Origin of the sequence: Celeribacter marinus (assembly GCF_001308265.1) — a bacterium.
In the GTDB taxonomy this organism is placed as follows: Bacteria; Pseudomonadota; Alphaproteobacteria; order Rhodobacterales; family Rhodobacteraceae; genus Celeribacter; species Celeribacter marinus.
Genome location: NZ_CP012023.1, coordinates 1,822,899 through 1,846,596 on the forward strand (window position 1 = coordinate 1,822,899; position 23,698 = coordinate 1,846,596).

Below are 23,698 nucleotides of genomic sequence, written 5' to 3' on the forward strand. Positions count from 1 at the left end.
GCAGGAGTTGCGACAATGTCCGACCGCCCTCAAACACCGATCCTTGACCGTGTAACGGTCCCCGCCGATATGAAGGCGCTCACTGATAGTGAGCTAAAACGCCTCGCGGGGGAGTTGCGGGCCGAGACGATTTCGGCAGTGTCCGAGACGGGTGGGCACCTTGGTGCGGGTCTGGGCGTTGTTGAGTTGACTGTGGCGCTTCATGCCGTGTTCGATACGCCAAAGGATCGGTTGATCTGGGATGTGTCGCACCAGTGTTATCCGCATAAAATCCTGACGGGTCGGCGCGATCGCATTCGCACGCTGCGCCAACCGGGCGGGTTGTCGGGGTTCACCAAGCGTTCTGAAAGCCCTTATGATCCGTTTGGCGCGGCGCATAGTTCAACGTCGATTTCCGCCGCCCTCGGGTTTGCGGTAGCGCGTGATCTGGGCGGAGCGACTGAACACGGGATCGGTGATGCGATTGCCGTGATCGGGGACGGGTCTATGTCTGCGGGTATGGCGTTTGAGGCCATGAACAACGCGGGGCATTTGGGCAAGCGGATGATTGTTATTCTCAACGATAACGAGATGTCGATTGCCGAACCTGTGGGCGCATTGTCGTCGTATTTGTCGCGCCTGTACGCGGGTGCGCCGTTTCAGGAATTGAAAGCGGCAGCCAAGGGGGCGGTGTCGCTCTTGCCGCATCCGTTCCAAGAGGGCGCCAAGCGGGCCAAGGAAATGCTCAAGGGCATGACCGTGGGCGGCACGATGTTCGAGGAGTTGGGATTTTCCTATGTCGGCCCGATTGATGGCCACGACATGGATCAACTGTTGTCGGTTCTACGCACGGTTAAAACGCGCGCCACGGGTCCGATCCTGATCCACGCGATCACGAAAAAGGGCAAGGGTTACGCCCCCGCCGAGGCCGCCGCCGACAAAGGTCACGCAACGGCGAAATTCGATGTTGTCACAGGCAAGCAGAAAAAGACGAAATCAAACGCGCCGTCCTATACGTCGGTGTTTGCCAAAGCGTTATTGGATGAGGCGACACGCGACGATAAAATCTGTGCGGTGACTGCGGCGATGCCCGATGGCACGGGGTTGAACCTATTTGCGGAACGCTATCCGTCGCGGTGTTTTGACGTTGGCATTGCCGAGCAACATGGTGTGACCTTTGCCGCTGGATTGGCCGCGGGCGGGATGAAACCGTTTTGCGCCATGTATTCGACGTTTCTACAACGCGGCTACGATCAGGTGGTGCATGATGTGGCGATTCAACGCCTCCCCGTGCGTTTTGCGATTGATCGTGCGGGATTGGTTGGGGCCGATGGTGCGACCCATGCGGGATCGTTCGATGTGGCGTTCATGGCCAACCTGCCCGGTATGGTGGTGATGGCCGCCGCCGATGAGGCCGAGTTGGTCCATATGGTGGCCACGGCTGTGGCGCACAATGACGGGCCGATTGCGTTCCGGTATCCACGTGGCGAGGGGGTCGGTGTCGAGATGCCCGAGCGCGGTGTGCCGATTGAGATTGGCAAGGGCAGGATTGTCAAAGAGGGCACGCGCGTGGCGCTGTTGTCCTTTGGCACGCGCCTTGACGAGACGATGACCGCCGCCGAAGCGTTGGAGGTGCGTGGGGTGTCGTGTACCGTGGCCGATGCCCGTTTTGCCAAGCCGCTTGATGAGGATTTGATCCGCGATCTGGCCGCAAACCATGAGGCTCTCATCACGATTGAGGAGGGCGCAATCGGCGGATTCGGGTCACATGTGGCCGATTTCCTTGCCAATGACGGCGTGTTCGATCGCGGGATTAAATTCCGCTCGATGGTGTTGCCTGACACGTTTATCGATCAGGCCAGCCCCGAGGCGATGTACGAGGTCGCGGGCCTGAGTGCGGCGGATATCGAAGCCAAGGTTATGGCCGTTCTGGGCGTGGCCGATATCGCGACCAAGCGCGCCTAGGTCAGTGTGAGCGCAAAAGCGCTTTTAATCCCGATTTATAGTCGGGGTATAATAGCGTCACGCCCAGAACGGATTTGATCCGATCATTGCTGACCTTTTTGCTCTCGGCGTAAAAGCTACGCGCCATTGGCGACATGTCGGCGGTTTCAAACGCATCTGCAGGTGGAAGTGGCAATCCCAACAATTCGGCGGCATAGCCGATGACATCTTGGGGCGGTGCGGGGTCATCGTCACAAACGTTGAAGATTCCGCTGCATTGGGGTCTATTTATGGATGCCTCAACAACTTGCGCAATGTCCGCGACATGGGTGCGCGAGAACACCTGACCCTGCTTGATGATGCGCCGCGCCGTCCCTGCGCGTACTTTTGCAAATGGCCCGCGACCGGGACCGTAGATGCCCGCAAGGCGAAAGATAGACAGCGGGATGTCGTGGGTGTCGCAAAATTCGGCCCATGCGGCCTCAGCCTCAACGCGCATTTGTCCCCGTTTTGTGGCGGGTGAGAGCGGGGTCGTTTCGTCTACCCATGCGCCGCCATGGTCGCCGTAGACACCCGTGGTTGACAGGTAACCGATCCATTTGAGACGCGGTGCGGCCTTGGACAAAAGTGCGCGGTGTTGGGCCAGCATCGGATCTCCATCGGCATCTGGCGCAGCGGACACAAGTAGGTGGGTCGCCTCCAAAAGAGCAGTTGCAATATCATCCTCGGGTAAAACAAGCGGTGTGACACCAGCCGCCTCAAAGCTTTGGCGTTTGGCCGCATTGCGTATTGTCCCTGACACCTGCCACCCTTTTGTTGTGAGCCGTGATGCGAGGGCCTGCGCGCTATATCCATGTCCGAATGAAAAGAGATGTCCCGTCACGTTTGTTTGATCCTCAATGTCTAGTTTCTAAGCATGGTCTTGCGCCGCGCGGCCAAGTGGTGACAAATGACTCTAGAGGCTTGGGCCTAAAATCAAGCGCAAAAAAGACGCACATCAATACGAGGTCTTCCGTGAATCAAAATTCTGTTCCTTTGACCATACAGACGCCACCGGCGCCCGATGCCGAACTGTTTTCAGATGCCGCCGCCGCGGTCGACCGGTTGGAGGAGCTATATCGGTCCGCAACCCGCTATCTTACCGAACGGTTTTCCGAGGCCGCAACGGGGGCCGTGCCACATGCGCGCCACCGCGCGTTTTATCCCGAAATCCGTGTGAGGACGACCTCGTTCGCCGCAATGGACAGTCGCCTGTCCTTTGGTCATGTGTCCAAGCCGGGTAGCTATTCAACGACGATCACGCGCCCCGATTTGTTTCGTAACTATCTCATTCAACAGATCACGCAAATTATCCGCAATCATGGCGTATCAGTGTCCATTGGGCCATCCGAGGTGCCGATGCCCGTTCACTTTGCCGTTGCAAATGATGAGAGCATTACCATCCCCCAAGAGGGCGCGATGGACTACCCGTTGCGCGACTACTTTGATGTGCCTGATTTGGCGACAACGCACGACAATATCGTCAATGGCTCGGGATATCTGAACGAGGACGGGTCAGGGCCGCTTGCGCCCTTTACCGCGCAGCGCGTGGATTATTCGCTCGCGCGTTTGTCGCACTACACTGCGACCGATGCGACCCATTTTCAAAACCATGTTCTGTTCACGAACTACCAGTTTTATGTGTCCGAGTTCGAGGCATATGCGCGCGCGCAACTTGATGACCCTAACAGCGGCTATACGTCTTTTGTATCGACTGGAAATGTCGAAATTTTCGATGGGCAGACCCCAATCGCGCCGACAACAAAGATGCCGCAAATGCCAACATATCACCTCAAACGTGCTGATGGATCGGGCGTCACTTTGGTCAATATCGGTGTTGGTCCGTCGAATGCCAAAACCGCCACAGATCACATTGCCGTGCTGCGCCCCCATGCGTGGATCATGGTGGGTCACTGCGCGGGGCTTCGCAACTCGCAACGGCTTGGTGACTTCGTCCTCGCACATGCCTATCTGCGCGAGGATCATGTGTTGGATGCCGATCTGCCCGTTTGGGTTCCGATCCCCGCCTTGGCTGAAATTCAGACATCACTCGAGGGTGCGGTTGCGGACATCACTCAGCTTGAAGGTTACGAGTTGAAGCGGATTATGCGCACGGGCACCGTGGCGACAATTGATAACCGGAATTGGGAATTGCGTGATCAATCTGGCCCTGTGCAACGATTGAGCCAATCGCGCGCCGTGGCACTTGATATGGAAAGCGCTACGATTGCAGCGAATGGATTTCGGTTTCGCGTCCCGTATGGCACACTTTTGTGCGTCTCGGATAAGCCACTTCATGGCGAGTTGAAGCTGCCAGGAATGGCGTCAGATTTCTATACGTCTCAGGTCGCTCGTCATTTGCTGATCGGAATTCGAGCGATGGAGAGGTTGCGAGAGATGCCGATTGAGCGCATTCATAGCCGAAAATTGCGCTCTTTTGAGGAAACAGCGTTCCTGTAAGGCAGTTTTTTGCCCTAAATACGGTAAAAATTGGGGCAAAAGCATACTAATAGTTGTGCCGTCCTACAATATTCGCTTAAAAATACGCGATAACCCCCAACTACATGGGGGAGAGATACGAGGAGTTACAGAATGTCTACGAAACCAATGACTAAGACCCAGCTTGTTGCCGCACTGGCCGAAGACATGGGCACCGACAAGAAATCCGCTGCTGCTGCACTGGACGCCGTAACAGGCATCATCACCAAAGAAGTGTCCGCCGGTGGTGCTGTGACCCTTCCGGGTGTTGGCAAAATTTATTGCCGTGAGCGCCCTGAGCGTATGGTCCGCAACCCGCAGACTGGCGAGCAGATGAAAAAAGCAGCTGACAAAGTTGTAAAGATGACAATTGCTAAAGCGCTTAAAGACAGCGTGAACGGCTAATTTCGTTTGATCTTTTGGGGAGGGGGTCGCGTTATGCGGCCCCTTTTCTGTTTTGAAGCCTCGTTATAGATCTTTCGTCTGCCGCGCAGCGTTGGTGAATCCGAAGGAGCGACTATGGATATCAGAGCCATTTTTATGGGCCTTGCGTTTGTGTTTATATGGTCCTCCGCATTTACGTCTGCGCGGATTATTGTGGCTGATGCACCCGCTTTAGCGGCTCTTGCGGTCCGGTTTTTTCTATCGGGAGCGGTTGGTGTCGCAATCGCGCGTAGCCTTGGTCAAAGTTGGATTTTTTCGCGTGCACAATGGCGCGGTATCATCATTTTTGGCCTGTGCCAGAACGCGGCCTATCTTGGGCTTTATTTCCTCGCCATGCGCTCTGTCGAGGCTTCGCTCGCCTCCATTCTAGCGTCCTCGATGCCACTGGTTGTGGCGCTCTTTTCGACCCTATTCCTGCATGAACGGCCTAAACCGATTGCGGTGGCTGGACTTGTCACGGGGTTCATCGGGGTTCTTGTTATCATGTCGCATCGTTTGTCCGCGGGCAGTGATGTGGTGGGCATTTTGATGTGTGTCGTGGGCACGGTGGCGCTTGCGGTCGCGACCCTCACATTGCGTTCGACAGGTGCGGGTAAAAACGCGTTGATGGTGGTCGGCATTCAAAGTTTGATCGGTGCGTCCGTCTTGGCTGTCGCATCACCCTTCGTGGATGTGTACGCGCTCAATATGTCCGGCACATTGGTTGTCGCGATGCTGTACACAACGTTTTTGCCCGGACTGTTTGCCACGTGGCTATGGTTCAAATTGGTCGAACGCATAGGCACCGTGAAGGCGGCCGCATTCCATTTTCTCAATCCGTTTTTTGGCGTGGCAATTGCTGCGGCTCTTTTGGGCGAAGCGGTCACGCAATGGGATATGATCGGGGTTGCCACGATTATGGTGGGCATCCTCGCGGTGCAGTTGTCAAAGGCGTAGCGCTATTGGGTCTTGCCGCCGATGTGACCGCGTGGGCCATCGCCCACCTGACCGCGATGCAAGAGTAGGTGATCAAGGACAACACAGGCCATCATCGCCTCGCCGACAGGCACCGCGCGAATGCCGACACACGGGTCATGGCGGCCCTTTGTGATCAGGTCTATGTCCTTGCCATCTTTGTCGATGGTTTGGCGCGGCGTTAGGATCGATGATGTCGGTTTAACGGCAAAGCGGACGATCAAATCCTGACCTGTGGAGATCCCGCCCAAGATGCCACCCGCATGATTGGACCCAAATTCAGGCCCATTTGGCCCCATCCGCATTTCGTCTGCGTTCTCTTCGCCGGTCAGACAGGCCGCATTCATGCCCTCGCCAATCTCAACGCCTTTAACGGCGTTAATCGACATCATTGCAGCGGCCAAATCAGTGTCTAACTTGGCATAAATCGGCGCGCCAAGGCCCGCTGGCACACCTGTACACATGACCTCACAGACCGCACCAACCGAGGAGCCGCTCTTACGAATGCCGTCCAGATATGTAGCCCATGTCGCCGCAGTCGCTGCCGAAGGCACCCAAAACGGGTTGTTATCAATTTCCGCCATATCGCGTGGCCCGTCGATGCCATGTGGCCCGATTTGGGTCATGTAGCCTTTGATTTCAACCGTTGGGGCAAGCTGTGCCAAGACCGCGCGTGCAATGCCGCCGGCCGCCACTCGTGCCGCTGTTTCGCGCGCTGACGAACGCCCACCGCCACGGTAATCGCGAATTCCATATTTCTGGAAATAGGTGATATCGGCATGACCGGGGCGAAACGCTTGCGCGATCTCTCCGTAGTCTTTGGACCGCTGGTCGGTATTGCGGATCATCAGTTGAATCGGCGTTCCGGTTGTTTTGCCTTCAAACACACCCGAGAGGATTTCAACCTGATCCGCTTCGCGCCGCTGTGTCGTGTATTTGGACGTGCCGGGTTTTCGTTTGTCGAGCCACACTTGTAGCATCGACTCGTCAATTTCAATTCCCGGAGGGCAGCCGTCAACAGTCGCCCCGAGCGCAGGACCATGACTTTCACCCCATGTGGTGAAGCGAAAAAGATGTCCGAAAGAATTCATGCTCATGGTCTGCTCCTCATGTTTCCTCTGCTTTATCCGATGTGGGGTCGGTGAGCAATCTCGGGGCTTGCACTTCTGGCGAAACGCTCATAGCGTCTGCGATACCTCGGGGTGCCACCTTTGTTGTGGCTGAGATGCGAAAGCGGACCCGTTGAACCTGAACCGGCTAACACCGGCGGAGGGAAGGTATCAGCCACATAGCTGCCCCTTTTTCTTCGCCCATTTAACTATGGAGCGAGCCATGAAATATGGACTGACTTTTGCAGCAACACTTGCTGCTTTCGGCGCGAACGCCGAGCCTTTGACGATCTATGCACCTGACTATTTTGCCTCTGAGTGGGGTCCTGGCCCTGCGATTAAGGCGGCGTTCGAGGCCACTTGTGACGGGTGCGAGATCGAATATGTGACGGGTGATGTGTTGCCCCGTATCTTGCTTGAGGGCGAACGCACCCCCGCAGATGTCGTGATCGGGTTGAATTCCGATGTGACCAAGAAAGCCCGCGAAACGGGTATGTTTGTGCCTCATGGGCTGGATTTGTCTCCTTTGACGCTGCCACTTGAGTGGACGGACGATACCTTTTTGCCGTTCAACTGGGGCTATACGGCGTTCGTTTATGACAACACCAAAATCGCCAACCCGCCCACGTCCTTCGCCGAATTGGTGAACTCGGACGAAGATTGGACAATCGCTATCCAAGACCCGCGCACGTCGATTTCGGGTCTCGCACTTGTGCTGTGGGGGAACGAAGTGTTCGGTGATGACGCTGAGGCGGCGTGGGCCAAACTAGCGCCCAAGATCACCACGGTAACCAAGGGATGGTCGGAGGCCTACGGCATGTTCACCGATGGCGAGGTGGATATGGTTTTGTCCTACACCACGTCTCCCGCCTACCACATCATTGCGGAGGACGATGTGACCAAATCGGCGGCTTTGTTTGATGAGGGGCACTACTTTATGGTGGAGTTGGCTGCGAAATTGGCAGGCACAGACCAGCCCGAGTTGGCCGATGAATTCATGGCGTTTATCTTGGATGAGCGGTTCCAGTCTTTGATTGCGACTGCGAATTGGTCTTATCCTGCGGCGTTGCCAAAGGCGCAATGGCCAGACGCGTTTTCGCAACTAAACTATCCTGAAAAGGCGATCTTTCTAAACGAGGATGAGGCCGCGGCGGCGCGTGATGGGGCAATCGACGCATGGCGCGCCGGCCTGTCTCAATAGGCCAATGGGCGGGGTTGGGGGCGGCGGTACTAGTCGCCGTCCTCAGCCTTGGCACACTCGTCGCGGTCGCGGGACGGGCCGAGGATTTCTCTAGCCTGTCTCGCCACGATTGGGCCTCTGTACGGTTTACGGTGGTGCAGGCTGCGTTGTCTGCGGCTCTCTCGGTCGCGATTTCTATTCCCGTTGCCCGCGCGTTGGCGCGTCGATCATTTGTGGGGCGTGGGGTGCTTGTCACGCTTCTTGGCGCGCCTTTCATTTTGCCCGTCATCGTTGCGATTCTTGGTCTTACGGCCGTGTTCGGGAAAAGCGGGATCGTCTCAAACTTGTTGATTTGGGCCGGATTAGAGCCGATTTCTATCTACGGATTTCATGGGGTGATTATCGCCCATGTATTTTTCAACATTCCGTTGGCGACGCGTCTTTTACTGCATGGTTGGGGAACTATTCCATCGGAGCGTTTCCGGCTTGCGGCGTCACTACGATTTACCTCTATCGATGTCTTTCGCCATGTCGAGATCCCGATGCTCCGTGATATCGTGCCCGGTGCGTTGGCAGTGATTTTTTTGATCTGTACAACGTCTTTTGCGGTCGCCCTCACGTTTGGCGGTGGGCCTAAGGCGACCACAATCGAACTCGCGATTTATGAGGCATTTCGCTATGATTTTGACCTCGGCAAAGCGTCTCTTTTGGCGCTTATTCAATTTGCGATTTGTACTTGTGCTGCGCTTTTTTCATTCAAATACCGCGTGCCGCACATGGTTGGTGGGGGGCTAGATCGACCTGTTGCGCGCCTCGATACGGCGCGGCCAATATTGCGTCTGATTGATACGGTTTGGATTGTCCTCGCAGCACTCTTTTTGCTCGCGCCTCTCGCCGCATTGGTTGTGGATGGTGCGGGTGGTGTGTTGCAGCTTCCTGTTTCGGTTTGGTACGCGGCGGCGCGTTCCGTCCTCACCGCCCTTGGGTCTGCAGCACTTGCTATCGTTTTGTCTCTCGCGCTCGTTCTTGCTGGACAGAGATGGCATTGGATCGAAGGGGTTGGAATGCTTTCAATCGCGGCGTCACCGTTGGTCATGGGGACGGGGCTATTCATTATGATTTTCCCATTTTTTGATCCCGCCACACTGGCCCTTGTGATCACCGCGCTGGTGAATGCCGTGATGTCGCTCCCATTTGTCATTCGCGCAATTGCGCCCGCGATAGCAGGAAGCGAAGCCGCGTATGGAAAGCTTGCGGATGGGTTGGGGATGTCTGGATGGACGCGCTTGCGATTGGTGACGCTGCCGCGCATTCGTGCGCCTTTGGGGTTTGCCGCAGGTCTATCGGCGGCGTTATCCATGGGCGATCTTGGCGTCATCACGCTGTTTGCCCGCCCTGAGCAAGCAACCTTGCCGTTGCAAATTTATCGCCTCATGGGGGCCTATCGCATGGATCAGGCGATGGGGGCGGCGCTTTTGTTGCTCGCGCTAAGCCTTGGCCTGTTTTACATCTTTGATCGGGGAGGGCGCGGGCGTGCTCACACTTGACGACTTATTGATTATCCAAGGCGATTTTCGCCTGAGCGCGGAGTTCAGCCTTCCCACAGGATCGGCGGTTGCCGTGCTTGGGCCATCGGGCGCAGGGAAATCTACTTTGCTGTCGGTTATTGGCGGGTTCTTTGCGCCGCGATCAGGGCGCGTTCTTTGGCAGGGCAACGATATCACTGATGTGGCGCCGGCGAAGCGTCCCGCCGCGCATCTGTTCCAAGACAACAACCTGTTCCCACATATGACTGCGGCGCAGAATATCGCCCTTGGGATCAAGCCGAATTTGCGCCTGTCCGTTGAGGACAAACGAGCGGTGCAAGACGCATTTGAGGCAACAGGGTTGAGTGGACTTGGCGATCGATCGCCATCCCAACTTTCGGGCGGTCAGCAGTCACGTGTGGCATTGGCGCGCGTCTTGGTTCAGCGGCATCCCCTTGTGTTGCTTGATGAGCCATTCTCGGCGCTTGGGCCCGCGATGCGCAAAGAGATGACCACCTTGGCGCGTGAGGTTGGTGCAAAAACCGGAGCAACGATGTTGATGGTCTCGCATGATCTGGCGGATGCCCAAGCGTTTGCAGATCATGTTGTTTGGGTCGCGGATGGTGTCGCTCATGCGCCGCGCACGTGGGCGCAGGTCGAGGCAGATCCACCCACGGGATACCGCGATTATGTTGGGCATTGATTTGGCCGCCACCCTATAGCCCACAAAAAAAAGCGCCCCGAAATCGGAGCGCTTTTTCAATTTTGATCAACCCGATATTACAGGTTGAATTTTTTGCCTTTGTGCGGTGCCCAAAGTTTTTTGTTCGACAGGTACAAAAGCGATGTCAGTACGATCAGGAACACAACGGCGAGGAAGCCCGCGTGCTTGCGTGCTTCAAGCTTTGGTTCCGCTGCCCACATCAAGAACGCAGCAATGTCTTCTGCTTCGTGGTGCAACTCATTGGAGTGACCATCGGCAAACTCGACGTCTTCACCGTAGAGAGGAGGAGCCATTGCGATCCATCCACCTGGGAACGCGGTGTTCTCATAGTAGATTTTTCCAGCTTCTTCTTTTTCTTCGCCTGTGTAGCCGGTCAAAAGGCCGACGATATACTCAGGGCCACCAGTGCCTTTTAGGAACTGGTTGATACCTGTTCCGTATGGGCCGTGAAACGCAGCGCGTGCTTTCGCCATCATGGATAGGTCGGGCGCGTTTTGCGAGTGGTTCGCTGGGAAGTGGTCGTTAGACGTGAGCGTACGTGCGGCCCCCTCGTCATAGTCGTAGAGGTGCATGTTTGCAGCTTCGTCGTTCACGGGGAATGCAGTTGCGTAAGCACGCACCTGATCCTCGGGAAGCATTGGGCCGCCTTTGTCCGCAAGGGTCCGGATCGACACATATTGTAGACCGTGACAGCCCGCGCAAACTTCGGTGTAAAGCTGAAGTCCGCGCTGAAGCTGCATTTGGTCATAAGTGCCAAACGGACCTTCAAAGGAGAAGTCCACGTCATGGATGTGTGCCGCATCGCCTGCTGCCATAGCCGCGCCAGCGGATAGGCCCAAGGCGGTGAGGGCGGAGAGGGTAAGTTTCTTCATCATTTCCCTAGTTCCTTTCTCACTCGGATGCATTTTTAGCGGCAGGGTAGTGCGCTAAAAAATCTTCTTCGATCGTTTCCGGAATCGGAAGCGGCTTTTCGATAACACCCAAGAGCGGCATCAAAACGAGGAAGTATCCAAACCAATAGGTTGCACCAATCAGCGAGATATACGGATAGATACCGTCGGTTGGCATTGCGCCCACCCACATCAGTACCACGAAGTCGATGGCCAACAGCCAGAACCACCATTTGAACATCGGGCGATATTTACCCGAACGAACTTTGGAGGTGTCGAGCCAAGGCACGAGAGCCATCACGATGATCGCGCCGAACATGGCGAGTACGCCAAAGAACTTTGCGTCCACGATACCGCCTGTGACAAACGACACAGCCTGAACCAACCACACATCGGCGGTGAACGCGCGCAAAATGGCGTAGAAGGGCAAGAAATACCATTCAGGCACAATGTGCGCGGGTGTCGATAGCGGGTTTGCTTCGAGGTAGTTATCGGGGTGGCCGAGGTAGTTTGGCATAAAACCGACAATGGCAAAGAACACGACCAAGACAACGCCAAGGGCGAATAGGTCTTTCATCACGAAATATGGCCAGAACGGCAATGTGTCTTTCTCAGCTTCGGCTTTGGACGTTTTGCGTACATCAACACCCGTTGGGTTGTTGTTGCCTGTCGTGTGGAACGCCCAGATGTGAACAATCACAAGGCCGGCAATCACGAAGGGGAGCAAGTAGTGCAACGAGAAGAAGCGGTTGAGCGTGGCGTTGTCCACCGCAGGCCCGCCGAGCAACCATGCCTGAATTGGCTCGCCCACGAGTGGGATCGCACCAAATAGGCCGGTGATCACGGTTGCGCCCCAAAAGGACATCTGACCCCAAGGCAACACATACCCCATGAAGCCGGTTGCCATCATCATCAGGTAGATGATCATGCCGACGATCCATGTGATTTCACGTGGTGCTTTGTACGAGCCGTAGTACAGGCCGCGGAAGATGTGCATGTAGACCGCAAAGAAGAACAGCGATGCGCCGTTTGCATGCAAGTAGCGCAGCATATGACCGCCGTTCACATCGCGCATGATGTGCTCAACCGAGGCAAATGCCATGTCGACGTGCGGAGTATAGTGCATCACCAGAACGATACCGGTGACAATCTGGAGGCCGAGACAGAAGGCAAGAACAATGCCCCAGATCCACATCCAGTTGAGGTTTTTCGGCGTCGGGATCATCAGCGTGTCATAGACAAGGCCAACAATCGGGAGACGTGTGTGAGCCCATTTTGCGATATCGGACTTTGGTTCGTAGTGGTCGTGTGGAATACCAGACATCAGTTTCTCCCTCAGCCCAGAATGATTTCAGCGTCGCCTTCAAAGGCAGCGGTCGGAACCGGAAGGTTCTCTGGAGCTGGACCTTTGCGGATGCGACCGGATGTATCGTAGTGCGACCCGTGACAGGGGCAGAACCATCCGCCAAAGTCACCCGCACCATCGCCGAGTGGCACACAGCCGAGGTGGGTACATACGCCCATCATCACCAACCATTCGCCGTTTTCGTCCATCGCGCGGTTTTCGTCGGATGCATCAAGTGTAGCATCGCGGTTGTCGTTGCGCGCAATTTGGTCTGGCAAGTCGGCCATTGGCACAGCGCGGGCTGCATCAATCTCGTCTTGCGTGCGGCGGCGAATAAACACGGGCTTACCGCGCCATTTAACCGTCAACTGCGTGCCGGCTTGCACGTCAGCAATGTTTACGCGGATGGAGGCAAGCGCCTTAACATCTGCGGAAGCGTTCATTTGATTGACCAGGGGCCAGACCACGGCGCCTGCTGCAACTGCACCTGCGCCACCGGTGGCGTAGTACAGGAAATCGCGGCGGGTGCCTTCGTGTTCGTCTACATGGGACACGAGCAAATCTCCATTGTCTTAAGCCGGACCTAACCAGCCAATGCATTCAAGGCCACGGATTTCCCGTAGCCCTTCGGAGGCGCTTTTAGCGAGGCAATGCGTCCACGTCTAGCATACAATAGGACGCAGGGGCCTTTGATTGGCGCCTTAGTGATATTCCCGTCGCCATATACGGTGTTTCTTGCACATATGTGAGCGCAAACATCGCCTTGACCACTTCGCAGAGCGATATCACGCAAAGATTACGATATCCGACTCGGGGCGCCACTTTTTATATTTCGCCATGATTGTGTTGAACTGATCCGAATTAATAAACCGTGTAAGCCAGTTTTTGACGCCGTCCCACTCTTGGGCATCGAACCATGCACGATCCGTATTTGCAAATTGACGCACAAAGGTAATCGTCGCCATGTCCGCAAGGGTAGGCGATGATCCAAATATCCATGGTGTTTCGGTCAGGTGCTGATTGATGCTCCAAAGAATTTGTGCCGCTTTGGCGCGCTCAACATTTACATCGACGTTCTCATACCGCGTTGCGTATTTGTAGCGATCAAGCGCGGTTTTGAATGGTCCCTCGATTTGAGAAATCCATGCCTCTCCCGCGGGCGGCATGTCGCGCCACCCGTCAGGGTCATTGTGGGCAAGCGCCCAATCCATAATGTCGCGGCTCTCGTCGATTACGGTCTCACCCACGATCAAAACGGGCACGGTGGCCTTGGGCGAGGCTGCGATCAACTGCGCGGGTTTGTCGCGCAGCACGACTTCGCGCAGTTCGACCTCTAGTCCCGCCGATGCGATCGCTAGGCGCGCACGCATGGCATAGGGGCATCGTCGAAAGGAATAAAGAATCGGACGAGTCATGGCGCTACGCTGTCAACTGTGTGCCGCTGACGCCAAGAATTGTGGCAGTAACAATCTGGCCTTCAACTTGCTGGGCGGAAAAACTGACCTCGGTGAATTGTTCGGTGCGGCCCATCAGGGGATTCTCCATCAAGATACGATGAGTCCGCCCGATTTGTGCGGTCAGGTGACGGGCGACCTGTGCATCGCCCGCAGAGCGAAGACGCGCCGCGCGCTCTTTAATGGTTTTGCCATTCACTTGGCTTGGGATTTTCGCCGCTGGCGTGCCCTCGCGCTTTGAATAGGGAAAGACGTGCAGCCACGTTAGATCGCAATCCGAAACCAACTTAAGCGAGTTTTCAAAGTGCGCGTCAGTTTCGGTCGGGAACCCGGCGATGATATCCGCGCCGAATGTCATGTCCGGCCGTAGGCGCTTGGCCTCCGCGCAAAACGCAATTGCATCGTCGCGCAAATGGCGGCGGGCCATGCGTTTGAGAATCATGTCATCCCCGTGTTGAAGCGAGAGATGGAGGTGAGGCATCAGACGCGGCTCAGTGGCAATGGCCTGCATCAGCGCGTCATCTGCCTCAATCGAATCAATCGATGAAATCCGAAGGCGGGCCAGATCGGGCACGAGTTTAAGAATGCGCATGACCAAATCGCCCAAACGTGGCGCGGCGGGCAGGTCCGCCCCCCATGAGGTCAGATCAACACCCGTAAGAACAACTTCGTTAAATCCCTTGTCTACGAGGCGTTTGATCTGATCGACCACCACGCCCGCAGGCACCGAGCGCGAATTGCCGCGCCCGTATGGGATAATGCAAAAGGTGCAGCGGTGATCACAGCCGTTTTGCACTTGAACATAGGCGCGGCTGCGCGTGCCGAACCCGTCGATCAGGTGGCCCGCTGTCTCGGTGACGCTCATAATATCGTCGACCTGAACGCGCTCGGTTTGGCCGATGAAATCCGGCCCCATCGCGGACCACGTTTCCGGCTGCATCTTTTCGGTGTTGCCGATGACGATATCAACCTCACTCATCGACGTGAATGTCTCTGGCTCGGTCTGTGCGGCGCATCCCGTCACGATGATTTTGGCATCAGGATTGTCGCGGCGCAGTTTGCGAATCTCTTGGCGGGCTTTGCGTACCGCTTCGGCGGTCACAGCACAGGTGTTGACCACGACAGCGTTCTCGACCCCCGCTTTCGCCGCGAGGTCTTTCATGGCTTCGGTTTCATAGGCGTTGAGACGACAGCCGAGTGTCGCAAAGACGGGCGGTTTGGCTGACATTAGATCTGCTCCAGAAATGACGCGTCAAATTCGCCCCTAAATACAAATTGCACTGGTCCCGTCATCCACACACCATCGTCACGCCAGTCGAGGGTCATCCAGCCGCCGTCGACCTCCATGCGCACTGTCCTGCCCGTCAGGCCACGCTCAGCTGCCGCTACGGCCGTGGCGCAGGCTCCTGAGCCACAAGCAAGCGTAATGCCCGCTCCACGTTCCCAGACGCGCATTCTGATCTCGTCGTGGCCGCGCACTTGGGCGAATTCAACATTGGTGCGCTGGGGGAACAGCGGATCATGTTCGACAGCGACACCTTGGGCGGCGACATCAACGCCTACAATATCATCCACAAAGAACACCACATGCGGATTGCCCATGCCGACCGCTACAGGATCGCCCGCGAGCGGCAGGTGGTTGGTATTCACGGCGTGGCTGAGCGGCACCTCGTGCCAGTCGCGTTGTGGGTGACCCATGTTCACCGATACCTCGTCGCCCGCGCGCACGGCGTGTAGAACGCCGCGCTCGGTGCGAATGGTCACGCTGTTGTTGCCGCTCTCTTGCATCATCAGCCACGCGACACAGCGGGTTGCATTGCCGCAGGCGCCGGCGCGACTGCCGTCACTGTTCCAAAAGTCGAGCGAGATATCTGTCCCCTCGCCATCTTTGATCTCCGCGAGTTGGTCAAAGCCAACGCCACGGTTGCGATCACCGATGGCCTTTGCCAGTTTTGGGGTGACGCGCGCGTCTATCCCCCGAGAATCAAAGATCACGAAGTCATTGCCTAGCCCGTGCATCTTTACGAAGGGCAGGTTCGAGGGGGAGAATACCTGTTGCATAGGGCGGCATATAAACCGTGATGGAACCTTTTCCAAGAAAATCTCTGTTTAGTCCTTGACGCTCACGCCCTGCACTCGTAATACCCGCCTCACGATGAAAGTGGGCCGTTAGCTCAGCTGGTAGAGCAACTGACTTTTAATCAGTAGGTCGATGGTTCGAACCCATCACGGCTCACCACTTCGTCTAAAATAACCCGCGCTTCGGCGCGGGTTTTTTGTTGCCGTGTTATCACGAAGATCACGTGCCGCATTCTCCACATACGCAAAACGCCGCCCCGAAGGGCGGCGAATCATAGTCGTAAATTTGCGTGTTTTATTGGTCGTCAGGCAGGATACGAACCGCACCCTTATCTGCCGCAGAAGCCAACAGGGCATAGGCTTTGAGCGCTGTTGTGACGTGACGTGGGCGCGGCTCTTTGGGCTTCCACGGGAGTGGTCCCATTGCAGTGCGACGACGATCTAGCTCACTTGCCTCAACCTTGAGCTCGATTGAGCGGTTGGGGATGTCGATCTCTATAATGTCGCCCGTTTCCACCAATCCGATCATACCGCCCTCTGCGGCCTCTGGTGACACGTGGCCGATCGACAATCCCGAGGTGCCACCGGAAAAGCGCCCATCGGTCAACAAGGCACATTTTTTGCCCAAGCCTTTGGATTTTAGATATGACGTGGGGTAAAGCATTTCCTGCATGCCCGGTCCACCCTGTGGCCCCTCATATCGAATGACCACAATATCTCCGGCCTCGACCTTGCGGCTGAGAATCGCGCTGACAGAATCATCTTGGCTTTCAAACACACGCGCCTTGCCCGTGAATTTGAGAATGCTTTCATCGACGCCTGCCGTTTTCACGATACAGCCGCGCTCCGCGACATTGCCGAACAAAACAGCCAAGCCGCCGTCCTTGGAAAACGCGTGTTCAACCGAACGGATCACGCCGTTCTCACGGTCTGTGTCGAGTTCTTTGTAGCGGTTTTCGGTCGAGAACGCCTGTGTTGTACGCACGCCGCCGGGGGCCGCTTTGAACAATTGTTCGGCCTCGGGGTTGTTCGCAACCGTGATGTCCCATTTGGCAATCGCGGCGGCCATTGTTTCGGAGTGAACGGTGCGCGCATCGCCGTGGATTAGCCCGCCGCGATACATCGACCCGAGGATGGCAAAAATGCCGCCCGCGCGGTGGATATCTTCCATGTGAACGTTCGCAACCGAGGGCGCGACTTTGCACAGTACAGGAACCTTGCGGCTCAAGCGATCGATGTCGTCCATGGTAAAGTTGACCTTGCCCTCATAGGCAATCGCCAGAAGGTGAAGCACGGTGTTGGTAGAGCCACCCATCGCAATGTCGAGCGACATGGCGTTTTCAAAAGCCTCGAACGTGGCGATCTCGCGTGGCAAGTAGCCCGGCAATTCTTCTTCGTAGTGCTTTTTGGTGATCTCGACGATCCTACGTCCTGCCTCCAAAAAGAGGTGACGACGATCCGCGTGAGTGGCAAGCGTTGACCCGTTACCCGGAAGTGCCAGACCCAAGGCCTCAGCAAGACAGTTCATTGAGTTGGCGGTGAACATGCCAGAGCATGATCCACAAGTTGGACACGCGGCTTTCTCGATCTCTTCCACCTGCGCATCGGTGTAGCTTTCATCGGCGGCGGACACCATCGCGTCCACAAGATCGAGCTTTTGCACGATATCGCCATCTTGCACCTTGCCCGCTTCCATCGGACCACCCGAGACGAAAATCACGGGAATGTTGAGGCGCATCGCGGCCATCATCATACCGGGGGTGATTTTATCGCAGTTGGAAATACACACCATAGCGTCCGCACAATGCGCGTTGACCATGTATTCGACACTGTCCGCAATAATCTCACGCGAGGGTAGGGAATAGAGCATCCCATCGTGGCCCATCGCAATGCCGTCATCCACCGCAATGGTGTTGAACTCTTTGGCCACGCCGCCCGCGCCCTCAATCTCGCGTGCCACCATTTGACCGAGGTCTTTGAGGTGAACGTGACCGGGAACGAACTGTGTAAACGAGTTGACGACTGCGATGATCGGCTTGCCGAAATCGTCGTCTGTCATGCCTGTGGCGCGCCAAAGGCCACGTGCACCGGCCATGTTGCGTCCGTGCGTTGAGCGGCGGGATTTGTAATGGGGCATTGTAGGGTTCCGTTATCTAAGTGTGGTGCGGGCACGCAGATCTGCGCAGTCTCACATGTCATCTATGCCGTTTTGTGCAAATTTCTAGTCGATGATACGCATTATTGTTGCTGCATTTCGCTCTAGAACGGCTTTTTCTTGCGGCGCAGGGTTTCGCCGAATTTCAGCTCTGGCTCCAACACGATCTCTTCACCACGCGGGGCACTGCTATCGGCCACGCGTTTTGCAATGATCTGTGCCGCGGCGCGACCGATCTCCGAGCGCATGGCTTTCATTGTCGCGAGCTTCTTGGGTAGCCCGTCGATGAACTCAATGCCGTTAAATCCGGCCAAGCCAATGTCCCCCGGCACGTCAATCCCGTTGTCGAGACAGTATAGTAGCCCGCCAGAGGCAATCATGTCGTTGGAGTAATACAGGAAATCAAGCGGCTCGTCGGCGTTGCGTTCCAAAATGGTCTGGGTCATCTCGCGCCCTTTGACCAAGGCGGATCCGCCCGAATAGAACTCCTGATCTGCGATCTCTAGACCAGCTTTCGCCAATGTCTCCGTAAATCCCTCAAAGCGTTTGCGGGCACGGTGATCGAGGGGCATTTTTGTACCGAGAAAGCCGATGCGTTTGTACCCTGCCTCGATAATAGCCTGCGCCATTTGGCGGCCTGCACGGCGATGGGAAATGCCAACTTTGGCATCAATCGCATCGCCATCGGTGTCCATAATCTCGACCACGGGAATGCCCGCTGCTGCCAACATCGCTTTGGAGGCTTCGGTATGCTCCAGCCCCGCAATAATGACTCCCGAGGGACGCCATGACAGCATCTGGTACAACACCTTTTCTTCGCGTTCGGGTTTATAATGGGTGACGCCCACGACAGCCTGTAATTCGGTCTCGTCGAGAATGTCGGAAATCCCTGTCATCACTTCGGGAAATACCATGTTGGACAAAGACGGAATGATCACAGCAACGAGGTTCACGCGGCTCGATGCCAAAGCGCCTGCAATTTTGTTGGGGACATACCCAAGCTCGCGCGCGGCCTCTAACACTTTGTTACGTGTCGTCTCCGACACATCGCCACGATTTCGCAGCACGCGGCTCACGGTCATCTCGGACACACCCGAGGCCTCTGACACATCGCGAAGTGTAAGCGGACGTTTAGGTGGGGTGAAATCCTGATCCTGCGACATGGCCATTGGCTCCATTTTATATATCCCTCGCAGAATACATTATAAAACATCCTTGTCCACGCCGCGCAACCTGTGTATGTTATCGCTAACAATGCGCATTAGGCATGCTCTGCGCACAGCATATCCGGTTCGCTCTGCAAGCTCTCTTACTCACAGTGCGGTATCGGATTTTAAAAGGGGGAGTGGTGGGCCAATTTCACTCCCCCTTTTTCCTCCACTCCATCGAGCCATAATTTAAGCGTCCTGCGCAGTACGACCGATGGCTTTCCCCTTGCCCCCAAACAACCTTCCCCTCTAAAAAGCGCCAGTGGTCCCGTGGCTCAACTGGATAGAGCAGCCCCCTCCTAAGGGGCAGGTTATTGGTTCGAATCCAATCGGGGTCACCACAAATTACTGTAAAATATGGATTATTTTTGCGCGACTGTACGGGTATACGCAAAAACGAGCGTATAGTTTCTTCTGCTGATTGGACGCGAAATTTGGTTTCTCGTACAAAACCTGTACAAAATCGCGCCCGCGTGTCGGGCCAATGGTGCCGCACATGAGTCGCCATAGCTTTGATCCCGAGATTGCCGCACGCGTTGGCTTGAATGCCGCAGTCATCTTTCAAAACATCGTTTTCTGGATTGAGAAGAACCAAGCCAACCGCCGAAATTTTCGTGACGGACGCTATTGGACCTACAATTCGATCACGGCCTTTGGTGAGCTATTTCCCTATCTGAGCGAAAAACAAATCCGCACGGCGCTCGAAAAATTGGTCACTGCGAGTCTGATCATCAAGGGTAATTTCAGCGATGATCGCTATGACCGGACCTGCTGGTACGCCATGGGCAACTCCATTTGCCCAAATGGGCAAATCGATCCGACCAAAAGGGAAAATGATGCATTTGCCCCTGAGGGCAAGCCATCTGCCCCTGAGGGCAAATCCTATAAGAACAGATATAAACCATATAAAAAACCATATCCTTCGCACGCGAAAGAGGCGGCGGTAGAAGATGAGATTTCAGAAAAGATTTTGTCGGCCTATCCCGAGGATCGCATTCGAGGCAAAGCGGTGTGCATGTCGCAGATCCGCCAAGCGACTGCGGACGGTGTGGATGCCCAAAACCTGCTACTGGCCGTCCAAGCCTATGCCCGCGAGAGCGAAGGGTTCACCCGATCCAAGGTTTGTTTCTCTGACAACTGGTTCACCTCCGGCCGTTGGTTGAAATACCTTCACGAGGTTGAACGGCAGCGTTAACGATGATTCTATTGAACATGAAAAGAAAAGTTGTGCCCCGTGCTGCTGCGCATGGGCCGCTCTAAGAAATGGACTGTGCGGAGGATCGACTGGCTTTCAGCCCACTCACCTCCTTCAGACATCTTTTTACTTAATAGGTCCGCCCAACATCCCTGACCGTGGCGGTCAACCTTATCCTCCAACGCCTCGAGTTGTTCTTGCTCGAGTTCTTCCAGTTCTTCATCCTTGGTCAGCCGGTCTTGCTGAAGCGCCAGATCCTGCGCGCCCTGATTCAACACGCGTTCACGCTGCAAGAACATGCCTGCATCAAAGGTCGGCACGCCTTGCGCAAACGCCATGGGCGCTGCGAGCGACACCAAGCCCGCAAGGATATGCGGGCGGTGTTTATTCACCGAGGCTACCAATCGGCCCGAGCAGCGCGAAATCGCAATTGCTGCGGCTAACCTCGGCAAAGGAGCTGAAGCATTCGGCTTCTGACGGTCGGTATTCCGCGCAGGCTGTCAGGGTCAAAAGGGTGAGGGTCAGTACGCTAAGTCTACGCATCAAATCTGTCTCCAAAAATCGGGGTTCTGTCGATAATCCGCGCCAACCAGCGCTTCGCCTTTTTCCATGCCGCCAAGGATCGTGAGGTATGGGCCAAGGGCACTGAGATCGGCGTCGATCACGACCGAGCCTTGATCATCGCGCACCAGCGCCAGACGGGAATTGCTGCCTGTCCCGAGCAAAACACTGAGCTCTTTGTTGGTGAGTCCAAGCATTTCGTAATCACTGGCCGAAGCACGAATATTGGGAAGCAAAAGCTGCGTCGGCACGGCCTCGATAATCGTCTTACCGGTACGGGTTTTCTCGAGTTGGCTTGCGTATTGGGTCATCATCACGACAACCGCGTTTTGTTTGCGCGCGGTCACAAGCCAATTGCTAAGGCGGTCGGCAAAATACGGGTTATCGAGCGCTTTCCAAGCTTCATCGATGATGATCAGTGTCGGTTTGCGATCCTCGATCACACGTTCCACCCGCCGAAACAGGTAGGAGAGGACCGCCATGCGCTCTTTCTCGTTTTCGCTGTCGAGAATGCCGGTTAGATCAAAGCCCACCACATCACCATCGAGCGAGAAGGTACCGTGACAGTCATGTGATGATCGCCAAAGCTGAGCCGCTTCGATTCCAGATCGTCCAGCGCGTCTACCAGTTCTTCAGCAAGAGAAATCGCGCCATCATCGCTGGCCTTCATCAGCCGCTGTTGGCGCTTGATCCGACTGGCCATGATGTTGCTGTTGATCGGTGTGAAGGAATGGGTGACGACCATGTCGATAGGCAGGTTAAGCTCATCGAACATGGTACAGCTGGTTCTGGCGGGATAGGTCTTGATCGCAAAACTGGTGCCAAATCGCTTGCCCGCCGTCCCATCGTCGAGCGTAAAGCCTCGCCCCTGAAACGTGACGCGGGTGTTGGCTACATCTTCGGCAATGACGCCAAAGCGCGATTTGGCGAAGAGCGGCCGTTCCTGCCCAATGTTGAGTGCCCCGAGGAAGCCAAGCAGTTCGCCGCTTTCCGCTCCGAGCAAGCGCGGGTTCATCTCTGCAAAGGACGACAACAGAAACCCAACAACCTCCTCGAGTTTGCGCAATTGCTTAGCTGTCTGGTCTTTAAGCTGGGCGATCGAATCTGAGCGTTTCAGACGCAACCGCGCGGCAAGGGGCGGACGTTTCAGCACAGTGAGCGTCAGTGTTTTGTTTCGGAGGCCCGCCCGCGTCATAGCCGCCTGCCAGCGGGCATCCAATGCTTGCGCAAATCCTTCCTCAGGCACCGGTGGCAAGGCGGTCTCGATCGCCTTTGAAACCTTGTGGACGTAGAAACTGTACTCTGGTCCGATCTGCGCAATGATAGCTGCGAAGAGTGCCCGGATTTTCTCCAGGTGCGCGTCGTCGCTGGTCATGCTGTTGACCCCATCGAGGCGGATACATTGAAACAGCGCATTGCCGCGCGTGCGGATCGTTATGTCATTTACCAAGCTGACATAGGGCAGCATGCTGGCCATCGGGCGTTCTTTGCGCGCCCAGTCTGGCAGCATGGCAAGGTCATCGGACGGGTCACGCTGCATAACTGTCACCCGAATGGATCTTGCGGTTCGGGGTGGGCGGGGTCTCTTGCAGCGCGGTGACCATCACCTCAAGAAAGGCCGGATCCCAGTCAGCGGCTTTCCACAGCGCCGGATAAGCCAGAGCGGCGATGATGATCACCGGCCAGCTTTGGACCCACAGAAATATCAACACAAACCCGAAGAGCCAAACCATCGCATACATGATCGGCAGCCCGATGAGCTTTGGCGGCCGGATTAGGCCCAGAAAAAGAGGGGTTTGCGTTGCCATATCGGTTTCACGCAGCCCAGATGGCGGTCACGATGGTCGGTGCCGCCGCAATGCCCGCGATCGCGACGAGCACCCAGAGGGCTTGGCGGAAGTCCAACATCCCAAAGAGCCAAGTGAGGAACACACCGATCAAGGCCAAGGTGCCGATCACAATGCCCAAAGGGCCAGTGATTGTGTCGACGATTCCTTGCAGAAGGTTTTGCACTGGTGAGAGGTCGATGCTCTGCGCAAACGCGGGATTGGCAAACATCAAGCTGACTATGGTAGCCCGACTAGCTACTCCAACCGCTGGCGGACGATCTGCAAGCGTGCGGGCATTCCCTATCTCTCTGCGCACCGCGCGGGGCGGCACGGCTTCTTTACTGAGCTCGTGGTGCGTCAAGGCGTCGATCCCGTGACCGCAGCCAAAGCGGGCCGCTGGTCTGATCCTAATTTGCCCATGCGGATCTATGCCCACGCAGAGACGGACGAGGCCGATGTACGGGCGCTGTTTCGAACGCGTCCCGTACAAAATACGGCCTCAAATACCGATAAACATCTGACAAATAACAAGGACTAGTGCGATGGAATACACCCTCCTAAGGGGTGTGGTGTGCGACTGCTTAGGAAAGTAGGACGCCGCCAGA

At 56.0% G+C, this 23,698-nt stretch carries 23 protein-coding genes, 2 tRNA genes, 1 pseudogene and 1 riboswitch; of the genes and pseudogenes, 11 read left to right on the plus strand and 15 right to left on the minus strand.

Annotation, left to right across the window (positions count from 1 at the left end; translation table 11 throughout):
• Nucleotides 1-15 precede the first annotated feature (15 nt).
• Nucleotides 16-1,944, plus strand: a complete 1,929-nt coding sequence (dxs, locus tag IMCC12053_RS09030; RefSeq protein ID WP_062218338.1) for a 1-deoxy-D-xylulose-5-phosphate synthase — start codon at nucleotides 16-18, stop codon at nucleotides 1,942-1,944.
• Between the two features lies 1 nt (nucleotide 1,945).
• Here the strand turns inward: dxs and IMCC12053_RS09035 are convergent, their stop codons facing one another.
• Nucleotides 1,946-2,806 (minus strand): SDR family oxidoreductase, encoded by an 861-nt coding sequence (locus IMCC12053_RS09035; RefSeq protein WP_062218340.1) that lies wholly within the window; start codon nucleotides 2,804-2,806, stop codon nucleotides 1,946-1,948.
• Between the two features lie 131 nt (nucleotides 2,807-2,937).
• Here IMCC12053_RS09035 and IMCC12053_RS09040 point away from each other — a divergent pair, with 131 nt between their 5' ends.
• The 3 genes from IMCC12053_RS09040 to IMCC12053_RS09050 all read left to right on the plus strand — a co-directional run bounded on the left by IMCC12053_RS09040 (nucleotide 2,938) and on the right by IMCC12053_RS09050 (nucleotide 5,820).
• A complete protein-coding gene (locus IMCC12053_RS09040; protein WP_062221115.1) occupies nucleotides 2,938-4,422 on the plus strand; it encodes an AMP nucleosidase in 1,485 nt (494 codons plus the stop codon).
• Nucleotides 4,423-4,554: 132 nt separating this feature from the next.
• Nucleotides 4,555-4,845, plus strand: a complete 291-nt coding sequence (locus tag IMCC12053_RS09045; protein ID WP_062218342.1) for an HU family DNA-binding protein — start codon at nucleotides 4,555-4,557, stop codon at nucleotides 4,843-4,845.
• 114 nt (nucleotides 4,846-4,959) lie between these two features.
• Nucleotides 4,960-5,820, plus strand: a complete 861-nt coding sequence (locus IMCC12053_RS09050; protein ID WP_062218344.1) for a DMT family transporter — start codon at nucleotides 4,960-4,962, stop codon at nucleotides 5,818-5,820.
• Between the two features lie 2 nt (nucleotides 5,821-5,822).
• Here IMCC12053_RS09050 and aroC read toward each other — a convergent pair whose 3' ends face one another.
• On the minus strand, nucleotides 5,823-6,935 hold the full coding sequence (gene aroC, locus IMCC12053_RS09055) for a chorismate synthase (protein ID WP_062218346.1): 1,113 nt from the start codon (nucleotides 6,933-6,935) through the stop codon (nucleotides 5,823-5,825).
• A 91-nt stretch (nucleotides 6,936-7,026) separates the two neighbouring features.
• Nucleotides 7,027-7,130, plus strand: a riboswitch (TPP riboswitch).
• 40 nt (nucleotides 7,131-7,170) lie between these two features.
• Here aroC and thiB point away from each other — a divergent pair.
• Genes thiB through IMCC12053_RS09070 form a run of 3 tightly spaced genes read left to right on the plus strand, consistent with a single transcriptional unit; the run spans nucleotide 7,171 to nucleotide 10,356 of the window.
• Nucleotides 7,171-8,148: a thiamine ABC transporter substrate binding subunit gene (gene thiB / locus IMCC12053_RS09060; RefSeq protein WP_062218348.1), complete on the plus strand. Its 978-nt coding sequence runs from the start codon at nucleotides 7,171-7,173 to the stop codon at nucleotides 8,146-8,148.
• Nucleotides 8,124-9,674 (plus strand): thiamine/thiamine pyrophosphate ABC transporter permease ThiP, encoded by a 1,551-nt coding sequence (locus tag IMCC12053_RS09065; RefSeq protein WP_062218350.1) that lies wholly within the window; start codon nucleotides 8,124-8,126, stop codon nucleotides 9,672-9,674. Before thiB ends, IMCC12053_RS09065 begins: the two co-directional genes overlap by 25 nt.
• On the plus strand, nucleotides 9,661-10,356 hold the full coding sequence (locus IMCC12053_RS09070; RefSeq protein ID WP_062218352.1) for a thiamine ABC transporter ATP-binding protein: 696 nt from the start codon (nucleotides 9,661-9,663) through the stop codon (nucleotides 10,354-10,356). The genes IMCC12053_RS09065 and IMCC12053_RS09070 overlap by 14 nt, the downstream gene beginning before the upstream one ends.
• A 77-nt stretch (nucleotides 10,357-10,433) precedes the next feature.
• Here IMCC12053_RS09070 and IMCC12053_RS09075 read toward each other — a convergent pair whose 3' ends face one another.
• The 6 genes from IMCC12053_RS09075 to dapF form a co-directional block, all read right to left on the minus strand.
• Complete coding sequence (locus IMCC12053_RS09075; RefSeq protein ID WP_062218354.1) at nucleotides 10,434-11,252, minus strand: cytochrome c1; 819 nt, start codon at nucleotides 11,250-11,252, stop codon at nucleotides 10,434-10,436.
• A gap of 16 nt (nucleotides 11,253-11,268) precedes the next feature.
• Nucleotides 11,269-12,591, minus strand: a complete 1,323-nt coding sequence (gene petB, locus IMCC12053_RS09080; protein WP_062218355.1) for a cytochrome b — start codon at nucleotides 12,589-12,591, stop codon at nucleotides 11,269-11,271.
• Nucleotides 12,592-12,602: 11 nt separating this feature from the next.
• Nucleotides 12,603-13,166 (minus strand): ubiquinol-cytochrome c reductase iron-sulfur subunit, encoded by a 564-nt coding sequence (gene petA / locus IMCC12053_RS09085; RefSeq protein WP_062218357.1) that lies wholly within the window; start codon nucleotides 13,164-13,166, stop codon nucleotides 12,603-12,605.
• Between the two features lie 231 nt (nucleotides 13,167-13,397).
• Nucleotides 13,398-14,027 carry a glutathione S-transferase gene (locus IMCC12053_RS09090; protein WP_062218359.1) on the minus strand — a complete coding sequence of 210 codons (630 nt, stop codon included), beginning with the start codon at nucleotides 14,025-14,027 and terminating at the stop codon, nucleotides 13,398-13,400.
• A 4-nt stretch (nucleotides 14,028-14,031) separates the two neighbouring features.
• On the minus strand, nucleotides 14,032-15,294 hold the full coding sequence (mtaB, locus tag IMCC12053_RS09095) for a tRNA (N(6)-L-threonylcarbamoyladenosine(37)-C(2))-methylthiotransferase MtaB (protein WP_062218361.1): 1,263 nt from the start codon (nucleotides 15,292-15,294) through the stop codon (nucleotides 14,032-14,034).
• The gene (gene dapF, locus IMCC12053_RS09100; protein ID WP_062218363.1) at nucleotides 15,294-16,127 is read right to left on the minus strand and encodes a diaminopimelate epimerase; all 834 of its coding nucleotides are present in this window, start codon (nucleotides 16,125-16,127) and stop codon (nucleotides 15,294-15,296) included. The genes mtaB and dapF overlap by 1 nt, the downstream gene beginning before the upstream one ends.
• Nucleotides 16,128-16,229: 102 nt before the next feature.
• Here dapF and IMCC12053_RS09105 point away from each other — a divergent pair.
• Nucleotides 16,230-16,305, plus strand: a tRNA-Lys gene (locus IMCC12053_RS09105).
• 135 nt (nucleotides 16,306-16,440) lie between these two features.
• On the opposite strand, the gene ilvD is transcribed toward IMCC12053_RS09105, so the two are convergent.
• Both ilvD and IMCC12053_RS09115 read right to left on the minus strand, forming a co-directional pair.
• Nucleotides 16,441-18,282 (minus strand): dihydroxy-acid dehydratase, encoded by a 1,842-nt coding sequence (gene ilvD, locus IMCC12053_RS09110; RefSeq protein WP_062218365.1) that lies wholly within the window; start codon nucleotides 18,280-18,282, stop codon nucleotides 16,441-16,443.
• 122 nt (nucleotides 18,283-18,404) lie between these two features.
• Nucleotides 18,405-19,463 carry a LacI family DNA-binding transcriptional regulator gene (locus IMCC12053_RS09115; protein WP_062218367.1) on the minus strand — a complete coding sequence of 353 codons (1,059 nt, stop codon included), beginning with the start codon at nucleotides 19,461-19,463 and terminating at the stop codon, nucleotides 18,405-18,407.
• Between the two features lie 309 nt (nucleotides 19,464-19,772).
• Here IMCC12053_RS09115 and IMCC12053_RS09120 point away from each other — a divergent pair.
• Together IMCC12053_RS09120 and IMCC12053_RS09125 are read left to right on the plus strand one after the other, a co-directional pair.
• Nucleotides 19,773-19,849 (plus strand) — tRNA-Arg (locus IMCC12053_RS09120).
• A 155-nt stretch (nucleotides 19,850-20,004) separates the two neighbouring features.
• Complete coding sequence (locus IMCC12053_RS09125; RefSeq protein WP_236852391.1) at nucleotides 20,005-20,703, plus strand: hypothetical protein; 699 nt, start codon at nucleotides 20,005-20,007, stop codon at nucleotides 20,701-20,703.
• 8 nt (nucleotides 20,704-20,711) lie between these two features.
• Here IMCC12053_RS09125 and IMCC12053_RS16000 read toward each other — a convergent pair whose 3' ends face one another.
• The 5 genes and pseudogenes from IMCC12053_RS16000 to IMCC12053_RS09150 all read right to left on the minus strand — a co-directional run bounded on the left by IMCC12053_RS16000 (nucleotide 20,712) and on the right by IMCC12053_RS09150 (nucleotide 23,322).
• A complete protein-coding gene (locus IMCC12053_RS16000) occupies nucleotides 20,712-21,095 on the minus strand; it encodes a hypothetical protein (protein ID WP_062218369.1) in 384 nt (127 codons plus the stop codon).
• Nucleotides 21,088-21,246 carry a hypothetical protein gene (locus tag IMCC12053_RS15815; RefSeq protein ID WP_156320741.1) on the minus strand — a complete coding sequence of 53 codons (159 nt, stop codon included), beginning with the start codon at nucleotides 21,244-21,246 and terminating at the stop codon, nucleotides 21,088-21,090. The genes IMCC12053_RS16000 and IMCC12053_RS15815 overlap by 8 nt, the downstream gene beginning before the upstream one ends.
• Nucleotides 21,246-22,804, minus strand: a pseudogene (locus tag IMCC12053_RS09140) (VirB4 family type IV secretion/conjugal transfer ATPase). Before IMCC12053_RS09140 ends, IMCC12053_RS15815 begins: the two are co-directional and overlap by 1 nt.
• Nucleotides 22,794-23,072 carry a VirB3 family type IV secretion system protein gene (locus IMCC12053_RS09145; RefSeq protein ID WP_062218374.1) on the minus strand — a complete coding sequence of 93 codons (279 nt, stop codon included), beginning with the start codon at nucleotides 23,070-23,072 and terminating at the stop codon, nucleotides 22,794-22,796. The pseudogene IMCC12053_RS09140 and the gene IMCC12053_RS09145 overlap by 11 nt, the downstream one beginning before the upstream one ends.
• 7 nt (nucleotides 23,073-23,079) lie before the next feature.
• Nucleotides 23,080-23,322: a TrbC/VirB2 family protein gene (locus IMCC12053_RS09150; RefSeq protein WP_062218376.1), complete on the minus strand. Its 243-nt coding sequence runs from the start codon at nucleotides 23,320-23,322 to the stop codon at nucleotides 23,080-23,082.
• Nucleotides 23,323-23,466: 144 nt separating this feature from the next.
• On the opposite strand from IMCC12053_RS09150, the gene IMCC12053_RS16070 reads away from it, so the two are divergent.
• On the plus strand, nucleotides 23,467-23,631 hold the full coding sequence (locus IMCC12053_RS16070) for a hypothetical protein (protein WP_236852394.1): 165 nt from the start codon (nucleotides 23,467-23,469) through the stop codon (nucleotides 23,629-23,631).
• Nucleotides 23,632-23,698 lie beyond the last annotated feature (67 nt).